The organism is Arthrobacter sp. B1805 (assembly GCF_002929745.1).
In the GTDB taxonomy this organism is placed as follows: domain Bacteria; phylum Actinomycetota; class Actinomycetes; order Actinomycetales; family Micrococcaceae; genus Arthrobacter_D.
Map to the genome: position 1 here is coordinate 284,274 of NZ_PJIQ01000004.1, position 12,850 is coordinate 297,123.

The 12,850-nt window shown below is 66.8% G+C and carries 14 protein-coding genes; 11 read left to right on the plus strand and 3 right to left on the minus strand.

Annotated elements, in window-relative coordinates:
• Positions 1-198 precede the first annotated feature (198 nt).
• Together rpsI and rplM are read right to left on the minus strand one after the other, a co-directional pair.
• Positions 199-696 carry a 30S ribosomal protein S9 gene (gene rpsI / locus CXQ96_RS06810; RefSeq protein ID WP_104117258.1) on the minus strand — a complete coding sequence of 166 codons (498 nt, stop codon included), beginning with the start codon at positions 694-696 and terminating at the stop codon, positions 199-201.
• A 40-nt stretch (positions 697-736) separates the two neighbouring features.
• Complete coding sequence (rplM, locus tag CXQ96_RS06815) at positions 737-1,180, minus strand: 50S ribosomal protein L13 (RefSeq protein ID WP_104117259.1); 444 nt, start codon at positions 1,178-1,180, stop codon at positions 737-739.
• An 847-nt stretch (positions 1,181-2,027) separates the two neighbouring features.
• Between rplM and CXQ96_RS06820 the strand changes: the two genes are divergently transcribed.
• From CXQ96_RS06820 to CXQ96_RS06865, 10 genes are all read left to right on the plus strand, one after another.
• The gene (locus CXQ96_RS06820; protein ID WP_104117260.1) at positions 2,028-2,477 is read left to right on the plus strand and encodes a hypothetical protein; all 450 of its coding nucleotides are present in this window, start codon (positions 2,028-2,030) and stop codon (positions 2,475-2,477) included.
• A gap of 161 nt (positions 2,478-2,638) precedes the next feature.
• The gene (locus CXQ96_RS06825) at positions 2,639-2,875 is read left to right on the plus strand and encodes a Flp family type IVb pilin (RefSeq protein WP_258058918.1); all 237 of its coding nucleotides are present in this window, start codon (positions 2,639-2,641) and stop codon (positions 2,873-2,875) included.
• A gap of 70 nt (positions 2,876-2,945) precedes the next feature.
• Complete coding sequence (locus CXQ96_RS06830) at positions 2,946-3,338, plus strand: TadE/TadG family type IV pilus assembly protein (protein WP_104117261.1); 393 nt, start codon at positions 2,946-2,948, stop codon at positions 3,336-3,338.
• 14 nt (positions 3,339-3,352) lie between these two features.
• On the plus strand, positions 3,353-4,369 hold the full coding sequence (locus tag CXQ96_RS06835) for a Tad domain-containing protein (protein ID WP_258058919.1): 1,017 nt from the start codon (positions 3,353-3,355) through the stop codon (positions 4,367-4,369).
• 11 nt (positions 4,370-4,380) lie between these two features.
• Positions 4,381-5,145 (plus strand): Flp pilus assembly protein CpaB, encoded by a 765-nt coding sequence (cpaB, locus tag CXQ96_RS06840; protein ID WP_104117263.1) that lies wholly within the window; start codon positions 4,381-4,383, stop codon positions 5,143-5,145.
• Positions 5,142-6,338: an AAA family ATPase gene (locus tag CXQ96_RS06845; RefSeq protein ID WP_104117264.1), complete on the plus strand. Its 1,197-nt coding sequence runs from the start codon at positions 5,142-5,144 to the stop codon at positions 6,336-6,338. Before cpaB ends, CXQ96_RS06845 begins: the two co-directional genes overlap by 4 nt.
• A complete protein-coding gene (locus CXQ96_RS06850; protein WP_104117265.1) occupies positions 6,335-7,774 on the plus strand; it encodes a CpaF family protein in 1,440 nt (479 codons plus the stop codon). Before CXQ96_RS06845 ends, CXQ96_RS06850 begins: the two co-directional genes overlap by 4 nt.
• A gap of 3 nt (positions 7,775-7,777) precedes the next feature.
• Complete coding sequence (locus tag CXQ96_RS06855) at positions 7,778-8,713, plus strand: type II secretion system F family protein (RefSeq protein WP_308662608.1); 936 nt, start codon at positions 7,778-7,780, stop codon at positions 8,711-8,713.
• 12 nt (positions 8,714-8,725) lie between these two features.
• On the plus strand, positions 8,726-9,607 hold the full coding sequence (locus tag CXQ96_RS06860) for a type II secretion system F family protein (RefSeq protein WP_104117266.1): 882 nt from the start codon (positions 8,726-8,728) through the stop codon (positions 9,605-9,607).
• Between the two features lie 125 nt (positions 9,608-9,732).
• Positions 9,733-10,107, plus strand: coding sequence for a hypothetical protein (locus CXQ96_RS06865; RefSeq protein WP_104117267.1), 375 nt, complete (start codon positions 9,733-9,735; stop codon positions 10,105-10,107).
• A gap of 10 nt (positions 10,108-10,117) precedes the next feature.
• Here the strand turns inward: CXQ96_RS06865 and CXQ96_RS06870 are convergent, their stop codons facing one another.
• Positions 10,118-10,891 carry a response regulator transcription factor gene (locus tag CXQ96_RS06870; protein ID WP_104117268.1) on the minus strand — a complete coding sequence of 258 codons (774 nt, stop codon included), beginning with the start codon at positions 10,889-10,891 and terminating at the stop codon, positions 10,118-10,120.
• A 231-nt stretch (positions 10,892-11,122) separates the two neighbouring features.
• Here CXQ96_RS06870 and CXQ96_RS06875 point away from each other — a divergent pair, with 231 nt between their 5' ends.
• Positions 11,123-12,772 (plus strand): cell wall metabolism sensor histidine kinase WalK, encoded by a 1,650-nt coding sequence (locus CXQ96_RS06875; RefSeq protein ID WP_104117269.1) that lies wholly within the window; start codon positions 11,123-11,125, stop codon positions 12,770-12,772.
• The last annotated feature ends 78 nt before the right edge of the window (positions 12,773-12,850 follow it).

Below are 12,850 nucleotides of genomic sequence, written 5' to 3' on the forward strand. Positions count from 1 at the left end.
TGAGACCGCTGAGGTGGGTCTCCAACAGGTTAAAGCACGAATGCCCGCCCGGAACCCGGACGGGCATTCGACGCGTGTCCTCAAGGCGCATACTCCTTGTTCCCAGCCCCACACGATAGAGCGTGGAGCCAAGAGGCAATTTTTGCCGAGGGGACCCGAGCGGCATCGCGCCTGCGATGCCGCTCGGGGAAGGCAAAATTACCTCTTGGAGTACTGAGGCGCCTTGCGTGCCTTCTTGAGACCAGCCTTCTTGCGCTCGATGACGCGGGCGTCACGAGTCAGGAAGCCTGCCTTCTTGAGGGCGGGGCGGTTGTTCTCGCGGTCGATCTCGTTGAGCGTGCGAGCGACACCGAGGCGGAGTGCTCCGGCCTGGCCGGAAGGTCCTCCGCCGTGGATGCGGGCGATGACGTCGTAGGCGCCGTCGAGCTCGAGGAGCTTGAACGGGTCGTTGACTTCCTGTTGGTGCAGCTTGTTCGGGAAGTAGTCGGCCAGCTCGCGGCCGTTGACGATCCACTTGCCGGTGCCGGGGACGAGGCGAACTCGAGCCACGGCCTCCTTGCGGCGTCCGACTGCTCCGCCGCCGACAGTCAGCGCGGGGCGCTCCTTCGCGGTGGCCTCGCTGGCCTCGGTGGACTCTGAGGTGTAGCTCGTGAGCTCCTCAGTGGGTTCATTCAGCTCTTCAGTGTTCTGAGCCACGGTTCTCCTTGAAGTGATTTCTTAGTGTTGGTGGCCAGGACTACTGGGCGACCTGGGTGATTTCGAACGTCTTGGGCTGCTGTGCGGCGTGGGGGTGCTCCGCGCCGCGGTAGACCTTCAGCTTGCCGATCTGCTGTGCTGCCAGCGAGTTCTTGGGAAGCATGCCGCGGATAGCCTTCTCGACTGCGCGCTCCGGGTTCTTCTCCAGGAGTTCGGCGTAGTTCGTGGACTTCAGGCCGCCCGGGAAACCCGAGTGGCGGTAGGCACGCTTCTGCTCGAGCTTGGCGCCGGTGAGGGCTACCTTGTCAGCGTTGATGATGACAACGAAGTCGCCCATGTCCATGTGGGGAGCGAAAGTCGGCTTGTGCTTTCCGCGCAACAGGATTGCGGTCTGGCTGGCAAGACGGCCGAGGACAACATCGGTTGCATCAATGACGTGCCACTGGCGGGTGATGTCGCCTGGCTTCGGGGTGTACGTACGCACGGTTATGGCCTTCGTTTCTATTTCGGTGTCGCCCACCTCCGCGGAAACCTCCGCGCCTGTGGGCTCAGCTTATTCATGCGTTACCGGAACTTCAGGTGAGGGCTGAAATACGACCAGTTATCCCGTAATCTCGGCTCCGCCCCCGGGCCAGGTGGTTCTGCAACTAAACCGCTCCGTGGGGCGCAGACGTATCGAGCTGGGATACGCACAACGACTACCAAGATTAGCCTGCTGGTGCGCCTCAGGTCAAAATGGGCGGGAAGGCGTCCATCCGCTGGATGGGATGGCCGGAAATGCCGCCTAAGGGAAGGTCCGGACGTGGGTTCGCGGAAGCACGACGCACCACCGATTCCGGCCTCCGCCAGAGCCTGGCTGACAGCGGCGCTCACCCTCGTCGTCGTCCTGGTTCTCCTCTTCTATCCCCGCGTCGCGTCGGACGGGGCTCTGCGATCCTCTGCGCGTGCCGACGCTGGCACCGGCCGTGATCGTCGTCCTGGCCGCCGTGCTCTTCGCGCTCGTCCTTCCGCGCCCCGTGCTTGGCCTCGAGTCACTCCGCCCAGTGCGCATGCGCCATTCACTGTTCCTTGCGACCCGGCGAGTGGGTCGCCGCCCCTCCCCTGGTACCCGGTCGTCTTCGCCGTGGCAGTAGCCGTCAGCGCGGGGACAGCGGGTGCCGCCGTGCTGGGCAGCGCACAGGCCTCGGGCCGGGCAGCGGCGGCGCTCCAGAACGGCGGCGACGTGCGGGCGGTGTTTCCGTCTGCCTCGGACTCACGGATCGCTGTTCTGTCTGACAGGGCCGTTCCTCCGGAGGGGGCTGTGGCTTCTCGCGTGCTGAGGATGCCGACCGATGTCGATGGAGTGGCCGCTGAACTGGTCGCCTCGATACGGCAACGTGCCCGGACCACTCACAGCACAGGACGTCGTCGATGCCGACCGTCTGAGTGATGCCCTGCAGTCGTCCGTCGACGTTCCGGAACCGGCGCTCGACCTGCAACCCACAATCCGGCAGGTACGCCTGCAGGTCGCCTGGCAGCCCGAGCCCGGGCTGCCGCCCGAATCGGTCGCAGGACTCCTGGGCACCCTCCGCTCCTTCCTGGGATCGGAGGCCGCGGTGCTCATCCTGGTCGACCACCCCATGGGTGCAGCGGCGGCTGACCGCGTGATCGACCCGTCCTCCTCCAGTTCCGCTGCAACAGCACCCCGTCCTGCCGGACGGCGTGCTGTTGCAACGACACACGACGTCATCGAGGTGCCGCAGGAGTACAGAAAAGGCCAGCGGACGGTGGACGAGCACTAGGTAGAGGCAGGGCAAGCGCAGGTTCTGCGCACTGCTCGTGCAGGATTGCGAGCATTCACTCAGGATCAGGGCAGTTCGGGATTCCTCGGCGATCCCGTTGCTACTTTTCTGGCAGTGCTGGCGCTGGGTCAGCCGCTCGGAAGCCCCTTCAGGAGTCCCACATGTTCCTCGTTTCGAACACCCGCATGAATGTCCTCCCCCGCCTGGTCCGTAAGGAAGACGGCGCCACCGCCGTCGAGTACGGCATCATGGTCGCCCTCATCGCCGTCGTCATCATCGCCGCTGTCACGCTGCTCGGCGGCAACTTGCAGGGCAGCTTCCAGTCGATTGCTTGCCAAATTCAGGGTCAGGTTGTCAACGCTGCCGGTGACGGTTGCGCCGCTCCCCCTGCTCCGTAACGCACGTCCGCACTACGGAAGTGGGAGCGGCTCGAAGGCCGCTCCCACTTCCCCGCAAAGGCAGTGTCTGATGAGCAAGAATCATGAGCGCGGTGCAGTAGCAGTAGAGATGGCGCTCCTCCTGCCCGTCCTCATCCTTCTGCTCCTGGGCATCATGGAGTTCGGGCGTGCGTTCAACGCCCAGGTCACCCTGACCAATGCGGCGAGGGAGGGCGTCCGCGTGATGGCCATTTCCAAGAACGCAGCCACTGCCCGGTCCTCGACCGTGACTGCCGCCGGCACACTGCGTCCCCTGCTGACCAACGCGAACATCGCCATCTCGGTCCCCGGAGCCACGACGGCGAACCCGTGCCCTTCCGGCGGCACCGCCACCGTGACCATCACCTACACGCTGAGCACTCTGACGAAGATCGCCGGGCCGTTCTCGATGACGGGGAAGGGAGTCATGCTGTGCGGAGGGTGAGGCAGGGCGCGATCGTGCGCCGACCGGATCACGAGCAGGGCGCTGTCAGCGTCGTCGTCGCACTCCTGATGGTCGTCCTCCTGGGCTTCGCCGCCCTGGCCGTCGACGTCGGGCTCCTCTACTCGGAGAAGGCACAACTGCAGAACGGTGCGGACGCCGGAGCGTTGGCCATCGCGCAGAAGTGCGCCACGAACCTCGACCACGCGGAGTGCGCCACCACCTCTCCCCTCGCCCGGAGCCTCGCCAACAGCAATGCGCTCGACGCCCGCAGCAACGTGGCGGACATCGTTGTGGACAAGACCGCCCGCAAGGTATCGGTCACGACAGGCGCCATGGAGCAGGGTGGCACGCCGAACCGGGTCTCCCTCATCTTCGCCAATGCCCTGGGTATCGGATCCAGCGAAGTGACGGCAACCTCGAGCGCTGTCTGGGGTAGTCCCACCAAGGGCATCGCTCCCTTTCCGCTGGCCTTCTCCATCTGCCAGGTCCAGGGTCAGGTCGGTGGCTCGCTCCAACTGCTGCAGTCCCACGGAACCGGGGCCAACCCGAGCTGCAACTACGGTCCGTCGGGAGCCACGGTTCCGGGCGGATTCGGCTGGCTCGTGCAGCAGTCGGGGCAGTGCGGCGCCTTCGTCGACATCGCCGTCCAGCTGGGCGGCAGTGACACGGGAAATGACGGCCCAAGCCATTGCAATGCCATCCTCAACCAGTGGGGAGCCGACCTCGCAGCCGGCAAACCCGTCACCGTCCTGCTTCCCGTGTTCGACCAGGTGACCGGTACGGGCGGTGGTGCGCAGTACCACCTCGTGTATTTCGCGGCCTACGACCTCAAGGGCTGGGCTTTCTCCGGCAACAACAACCTGCCGATGACGTACAACCCGACAGTGACACAGGGCGGCGTCACCAAGAGCTGCACCGGAAACTGCCGCGGCGTCATCGGGACGTTCATCGAGTACGTCTCCCTCGCCGACGGGTACACGCTCGGTCCTGTCACCAGCGGCGGCGTGACCGTCGTCCGCCCTTCGCTCTGAAAGTCCACACCATGAAATCCCGTCTCCTGGCCGGCGTCGCCGCCGTCGTCCTCGCGCTCGTCGGAGCCATGATGCTGTTCGGCTACGCGCAGGGTGCGGAAGCCCGTGCTGTCGAGGGTCTCGATCCTGTCGACGTGCTGGTCGTCGCGACGGCGGTCCCGGCGGGAACTACCGCGGAAGAGCTCATGCCCTTCCTCACCACGCAGTCGCTGCCCGCTACCGCCGTCAGCCCGAGTGCCCTCAAGGACCTCGAAGCCTCCAAGGGCAAGGTGACCGCCGTCGACCTGATGCCCGGCGAGCAGGTGCTCGCCGAACGCCTCGTCGATCCGAAGGACGCGGCGGCGGCCGCGAGCGTCGACGTCCCGGACGGCCTGCAGGAGGTCTCGTTCACGATCGAGCCGGACCGTGCGGTCGGTGGCAGGATCGCCCCGGGCGACACCGTCGGCATCTTCATCGGGCTGGGGTCGGGTGGGCTCGAGGACGAGCCCGACGTCCCCACGACGAAGCTCGCGCTCCACAGGATCCTCGTGACGTCCGTGCAGCGCGCACCCGCCGCGGTCGCCGTCGACCCGGCTGCGACCCCCGAGGAACAGGCGCGCGCCGAAGCGGAAGCGCTGCCGTCCGGCTCCCTCATGCTGACCGTCGCGGTGGACACCGCGCAGGCCACGAAGATCGTCCACGCGAACCAGAACGCCTCCCTGTGGCTGAGCAAGGAGACGGCAGCCACCGTCGAGGGTGACTCTCCGATCATCCAGAACAAGGAACTGTACCGATGAGCAGATTCGTCCTGATCACGCCGAGTTCGGAGTTCGAGCAGAAGGTCCGCCTGGCCGTGGCGGGAGGCTTGCAGGGCCACGTGAAGAGCCTTCCGGCGAGCATCCTCACCGGCGACATGGACCCCCTTCTCGAGCAGTTGGCCCTGGAACGGCCGGAGGTTCTCCTCTTCGGACCCGGCATCCCCGTCGAGGACGCCCTGCGGCTGGCCGTCGTCGTCGACGTGAAGTTCCCCGAGGTCAGTGTGGTCCTCGTCCATGACGACCAGCCCGAGATCGCCCTGCAGGCCATGCGTTCCGGAGTGCGGGACATCCTCTCACCGCTGGCCGACGTCCCCAGCATCCGGGCGCAGCTCGAGCGGGCGTGCCAGGCGTCCGCGTCCCGGCAACGCACCGGAGAGCAACACCCCGGCCAGAAGCAGAGCGGGCTCGTCATCGGCGTCTTCTCCCCCAAGGGTGGGGTCGGCAAGACCACTATCGCCACCAACCTCGCCGTCGGGCTCGGGAAGATCGCGCCCATGAGCGTCGTCATCGTCGACCTCGACCTCCAGTTCGGCGACGTCGCCACCGGCCTGTACCTGAACCCCGAATATTCGGTGCTCGACGCGGTGTCGGGGGCCGCCACGCAGGACTCCATGGTGCTGAAGGCCTTCCTGACGGCCCACCCGTCCGGTGTCTATGCGCTGTGCGGGCCCCGCAATCCGGCCGATGCGGATCGCGTCACCTCCGAACAGATCACGCGCCTCCTCCAGCAGCTCGCCCTCGAGTTCCGCTACGTCGTCGTCGACACGGGCCCCGGGTTGACCGAACCCAGCCTCGCCGCCATGGAGCAGTGCACCGACGCCGTATGGGTCACCGGCATGGACGTGCCCAGCGTGCGCGGCCTCCGGACCGGGCTCGACGTGCTCCACCAGCTCAACCTCCTGCCCGAGACCCGACATGTCGTCCTGAACTTCGCGGACACCAGGACGGGGCTCTCCGTGCAGGACATCGAAGCGACGCTCGGCGCACCGGTGGACGTCTCCATCCCGCGCTCGCGCGCACTCACCCTCGCCACCAACAGGGGCGTTCCCCTGCTGCAGGACAAGGTCCGCGATCCGGCGACCAAGAGCCTCACGGAGCTCGTCCAGCGGTTCGACCACGCATGGCGTGCGGCATCCCAGCGCAAGCTCCACCGGCGGGTGGTGGTCCGGTGAAGCTCTCCGCCCGCATCGAGGCCGCGGGGCTCGCCGCCGCGCCTGTCGCCGTCGAGCCCGAAGCCGCCGTCGCACCCCAAGAACCGAAGGCGCCCACCCTCGCCCCCGCCGCCGCCGTCCGGGACCCGGCGGACAGGCCGGGATCGGCGAAGGTCGATGTCTTCGCCGGCCTCAAGCAGCGCGCGGCATCCGCACTCTTCGAGAGGATGGGCACGCGCGCAGGCGACACCTCGATCACGGAGGAGGACCTGAAGGGCATCGCCCGCGAGGAACTGAGCCTCATCATCGACTCCGAACAGGTGCCGCTCAGTCCGGACGAACGGCGCCGCCTCATCCAGGACGTGGCGGACGACGTCCTCGGCTTCGGTCCGCTCCAGCGTCTCCTCGACGACCCGACGGTCACCGAGATCATGGTCAACCGGATGGACCAGATCTACATGGAGCAGAAGGGCCGCCTGACCCTCAGCGACTCCCGCTTCAGCTCGGAGGAACACCTGCGCCGCGTCATCGAGCGCATCGTGTCGAAGGTCGGTCGGCGCATCGACGAGTCCTCGCCCTTCGTCGACGCACGGCTGGAGGACGGATCCCGTGTCAACGCCGTCATCCCCCCGCTGGCGGTCAACGGTTCGTCGCTGACCATCCGGAAGTTCAGCAAGGTGCCCCTGACGGTGCAGAACCTCATCGACTTCGGCACGTTGACCCCGGAGATGGCGGAACTGCTCGACGCCTGCGTGAAGGCGAAGCTCAACATCATCGTCTCCGGTGGCACGGGTACCGGAAAGACGACACTCCTCAACGTGCTCTCCTCCTTCCTCCCCGACGACGAACGCATCGTCACCATCGAGGACGCCGTCGAACTCCAGATCCAGCAGCAGCACGTGGTCCGGCTGGAGAGCCGTCCGCCCAACACGGAGGGCAAGGGAGCGGTGTCCATCCGCGATCTCGTGCGCAACTCCCTCCGCATGCGGCCCGACCGCATCGTCATCGGCGAGGTGCGTGGCGGTGAATCCCTGGACATGCTGCAAGCCATGAACACGGGCCACGACGGCTCACTCTCCACGGTGCACGCGAACTCGCCGCGGGACGCCGTCGCCCGTCTGGAGACGCTCGTCCTCATGGCCGGCATGGATCTGCCCCTGCGCGCGATCCGCGAGCAGCTGGCCTCCGCCGTCAACCTCGTGGTCCAGATCTCGCGCCTCCGCGACGGAAGCCGCCGCATCACGCACGTGACGGAAGTGCAGGGCATGGAGGGCGACGTCGTCACCCTCCAGGACGCCTTCGTCTTCGACTACTCGGCCGGGGTGGACCAGAAGGGCCGCTTCCTCGGGAAGCCCGTACCCACAGGCATCCGCCCGCGGTTCATGGAGCGCTTCGAGGACATGGGCATCACGGTGTCCCCGGCGGTCTTCGGAGCCATGCCGGTGCGCGGACGATAGCCCATGATGATCCTCTTCGCCGGTGGCATGGTGCTCGTGCTCGGTGCCATCGGCCTGGCCCTCGCAGCGCTCCGCCCCCTGCAGTCGCCGGTACCCCTCGACCGCCGTCGACCGCCCGTCGAGCACCCCGACTCGCAGCTGTCACGGTTCGCGGGAGCTGCCGGCCGTGCCATGGAGTCCTACCTGCAGCGGCACCCCCTGCGCTTCCTGCACCAGGGCGTGCTGGAGACCGCGGGGGTGAAACTGGGCCAGGCCGAGGTGTACCTCCTCATCGTCATCGGTGGTTTCACGGGCCTGCTGCTCGGCTGGGTCCTGCTCGCGCCCGTGATCGGGATCCTGCTGTTCCTGCTCTCGCCCGCGGTGGCGCACCTGGTGGTCGCCTTCCTGACCGGTCGACGACGGCGCCGGTTCGACTCCCAGCTCGGCGACACCCTTCAGCTCCTCACGGGCGGCCTGCGCGCCGGCCACAGCATCCTCCGCGCGATCGACGCGGCGGCAACCGAGGCGGACAGTCCGACGTCGGAGGAGATGCGCAGGATCGTGGCGGAGACCAGTCTCGGCAAGGACCTCCTCGCCTCGCTCATGGACACCTCCCACCGCATGCAGAACGAGGACTTCGCATGGATCGCCCAGGCCATCCAGATCAACCGTGAGGTGGGCGGGGACCTCGCAGACGTCCTGGACCAGGTGGGGCACACGATCCGCGAGCGCACCGAGATCAAGGGCCACATCCGTGCCCTTGCGGCAGAGGGCAAGTTCTCGGCCTACATCCTCGCCGCACTGCCGTTCGGCATCGCGCTCATGCTGACCGTGGTCAGCCCGGGCTATGTGGACCCGCTCTTCACCAAACCGCTCGGCTGGGTGATGCTCGGAGCCGCGGCCGTCATGATGACGATCGGCGGGCTCTGGCTCCGCAAGATCATCGACCTGAAGTTCTGAGGAGTACCGCCCGTGGACCTGATCCTGCTCGTCTCCCTTCTCCTGACGTCGGTGCCGATCGGCTACTTCAGCTGGGCCCTGCTGACCTCGGACACGAAGGTCCGCCGCCTCGTGAGGAACAACCTCAACCAAGGCATCGGCACCGCAGGTGCTTCGGCAGAACGACGCAACCACCTGCTGCGTCTGGGCAGGCGCCTCACCCCGCAGGCGTACGTCCTGAAGCTGGACCACCTGCTCGCCCTCGCCGGACGACCCGCCGCCATGCCGCTGGAGAAGGTGCTGACGGCCAAGCCCCTGCTCGGCCTGGCCGGAGGCCTCGCCGGCCTGCTTCTGGTGCAATCCCAGCCGGACAAGCTCTTCGTGCTCCTCGCCCTCTTCATCACGCTGCTCGGATACTTCGTGCCTGATCTCCTGCTGTACAGCAAGGGGCAGGAACGCCAGAAGGCCATGGCCCTCGAACTCGCCAACACGCTCGACCAGATGCTCATCTCGGTGGAGGCAGGCCTCGGTTTCGAGAGTGCGATGCAGCGCGCCGGTGAGACGGGCAAGGGGCCCCTCGCGGAGGAACTCGTCCGCACACTGCAGGACATGCAGGTGGGGCGCAGCAGGCGCGAGGCCTACCTCGCGATGGCCGATCGCAGCAACGTCCCCGAACTCCGCAGCTTCGTCAAGGCGATCGTGCAGGCCGACGCGTACGGCATCGCACTGTCGGGGGTACTGCGCACCCAGGCCAAGGTGATGCGTGTCAAGCGCCGACAGCGTGCGGAGGAGAAGGCGATGAAACTGCCCGTCGCGGTGCTCTTCCCGCTGCTGCTGTTCATCTTCCCCGTGCTGTTCATCGTGATCCTGGGGCCGGCCGTGCTCAACGTGATCGACACCTTCGCTGGACAGTGAGCGGTCCCGGGACGCTCTGTCCTCCCGGCGGACCGCAAGGACCGAAGCGCCGGGAGCGCCGGTACTGGCACGTCCTCTCAGCGGATGCCCGACAAACACGCAGCTTCCGGCCGTAGCGTGACTCCGTGCTCACAACCACGCCTGCGCTCCCGCCACTCGTCGACCTCGCAGTCCTCACCGAGCTCGAGGAGCAGCTGAACGATCCCCGACCGGCGAGGGCATTCGCCCGCGACTACATCCAGGGCTTCGAGGATCGCTACCTGCGCCTCCACGGCTCGATCGGCAACCGGGACCTGCCTGCCGCCCTGGAGGCCGCCCTCAGCCTGCGCGACGCCTCGATCATGGTGGGTGCGGCCCGCCTGTCTGCAATGGCCACAATCCTCGAATCGGCCGTCGCGTACGAGGACCTGGGCGCTGCCCGTCACGTGCTGCCTGCCATCGAGCGCTGCGGGCTGGACACCATCAGCGAACTCGAGGCCCGTTACCTCGCATCACCCTGAGCAGCGGGCGTCAGGAGCGGACGGGTGTCAGCCGGTATCCCACCCCGCGCACGGTCTGGAGCCAGCGGGGATTCTTCGGATCCTCGTCGAGCTTGCGGCGCAGATTCCCGACGTGGACCTCGATGGCGCGCTCGTCCGAATCGCTGATGTAGGTGTCCTCGCCGTAGTAGTCCCCACGGACTACCCGCACCAGATCCGCTTTGGTGCGGACGGCTCCGTTGCTCTTGAGCATCTCGTTGAGCAGGTCGAACTCGCTGCGTGTCAGCAGCAAGTCCTGACCGTCGACGACGACGGTACGGGTCGCTGCGTTCAGCACCAGTCCGTTGTGCTCCAGAACCGGTGACACCGCGGCCTGGGGTGCAGCGGGGACGAACGACGCTGCCGGCTGGCGGGCTCCCACCGGCTCGGGTACAGAACGCGGGCGTCGCAGCATCGCTGCGATCCGGGCGCGGAGCTCCCGCGGCCGGAAAGGCTTGGTCAGGTAGTCGTCGGCGCCCGATTGCAGGGCCGTCAGCGTGTCGAGCTCGTCCCCGCGCGAGGTCAGCATCACGACGTAGCAATTACTGGACTCCCTGATCCTCCGGAGCACCTCGTAGCCGTCGATGTCGGGCAGCCCTACGTCGACCGTGATCACCGTCGCGTCGTGCGTCCGGGCCAGGTCGACGCCTGCCCTTCCGCTCGCCGTGGCATGGACGTCGAAGCCCGATTGCCGGAGTACGGCCGAGACGAGGTTGCGCACGTCGGCGTCGTCCTCGATGACGACAGCCACTCCAGGATCACTCACTGTGCGTCCATCCTTCCTGGCCGGCGCCGAAGCGCGTTCTCACCGTCATAAATCCCATTGTGCCTGTCCCCACGTCCTTCATGCGCGCGTGACGGCGTTAAATCCGAGTGGGACTACATAATGGAACGTAGTACCTAGGTCTCAGCGTCGGAAGGTTGTTCGGTATGCGGTCTCTCATCCTTCCCTGGTCGGTACGTGCCTAGGAATGCCGGCGCCGTCCGGTTGCACGGGATGGCAAGGAGATTCACCATCGAGGGGGCCGTGGTGCTCTACCAGGCACCACTGTCCCTGATCGTCGTCGTCCTTGCCGTCACCTCTCCTGTCCTCCGGCCGGGGCTGATGTCCAACCGGACCTTCGAGCTCGGCTTCTCGATGATCCTCCTGCTGCTGGCCCTGAGCGTCGTGGTGCCATGGCGGGAGCTGCCCCGTGGGAGCCTGCTGATCGTTCCGATCCTCGATTTCGTCGCCATCGCGATGGTGAGGAACGGCGCCCTGGAGAAGCAGCCCGCCCTAGGGGTCCTCGTCATCTTCCCGGTGTTGTGGCTCATGCGCTCCTCGCTGCCCACGTGGGCAGCCCTCGCGCTGACGTTCCTGGGTTCGCTGCTGGTGACGGCGTGGCCCGTGATGATGACGTTCGACCCGTCTCTGGTGCAGACGTACCTCGGCGTCCTCCTGCTTCCGATCGTGATGCTCTGCATCGCCGTGACCGTGCGGGTGATGAGCCTCAACGCGCGGGCGCGTGAACTGGAGATCGAACGCAAGGACCGCGAACTCAACGAGCTGCTGCGTGCGGCCATCGACCGTGAACGGGTGCTGACGGCGATCCTCAACACCGTCGACGTCGGACTCACCGCCGTGGACGCTCAGGGCAACACCACGCTCACCAATCGCCAGCAGGAACTGTTCAACCGGCTCTCCGCGGGCAACGGCGACGACGATCGTGCACACGTCTTCGGTGTGGACCGGGTGACGCCGCTCCCCACCGACAGGCGTCCCATCTACCGGGCGCTCACGGGCGAGACGTTCGCGGACCAGCTCATCTGGGTGGGCGAGGGCCACGCACAGCGTGCACTCTCGACAGCTGCACGGCCCATCAAGGATGCCGACGGCGGCATCGCCGGAGCGCTCATCGCCTGCAGCGACGTGACGGAGCTCGTCGAGGCCGTCTCCGCCAAGGACGTCTTCATCTCCAACATCTCGCACGAGTTCCACGCCCCCCTCACGTCGGTGCTCGGCTACCTCGAGCTGGTGCTCGAGGACGAGCATCAGCTCCCACCCCATCTGAAGGGGTATGTGGATGTCGCAGGGCGCAACGCCGAGCGCGTGCTCCACCTCGTCGCGGACCTGCTCTCCACCGCCGGCGACCGCGTCCGCGTCCACCCGCGACCGGTGGACCTCTCCGCCCTCATCGAGATGAGCGTGCGGTCCAACCGTCTGCGCGCGAAGAAGAACGGCGTCAAGCTGAGGACCGAGGCCACCAGCCCCCTGTGGACGCTCATCGATCCCGTGCGCATCTCCCAGGTGCTGGACAACCTGCTCTCGAACGCGATCAAGTACTCCCCCGATGGTGGTCTCGTGAGCATCAGGGCGGAGGAGACGGAGTCCGCGATCAGCCTCCACGTGGAAGACAGGGGCATGGGGATGACGGAGCAGGAGGCTCAGCAGGTCTTCTCCCGCTTCTACCGGACACCGGGAGCGCGACGTGCCCATATCGACGGCTCGGGGCTGGGCCTCGCGATCACCAAATCGATCGTCGAGAGCCACGGTGGGTACATCGAATGCGTCAGTTCTCCGGGCAAGGGCAGCCGCTTCACCGTGACGCTGCCGGTCAACGGCGAAGTGAGCCACATGTCGCAGGGCACCATGGAAGAGTCGGTCTAGGTGTACGGGGTCAGGACGTTGGTTGCAGTCGGCTGATCGGGGGGTTGCCTCCGAGGGCTGAGTGGCGTCGTCCAGTGT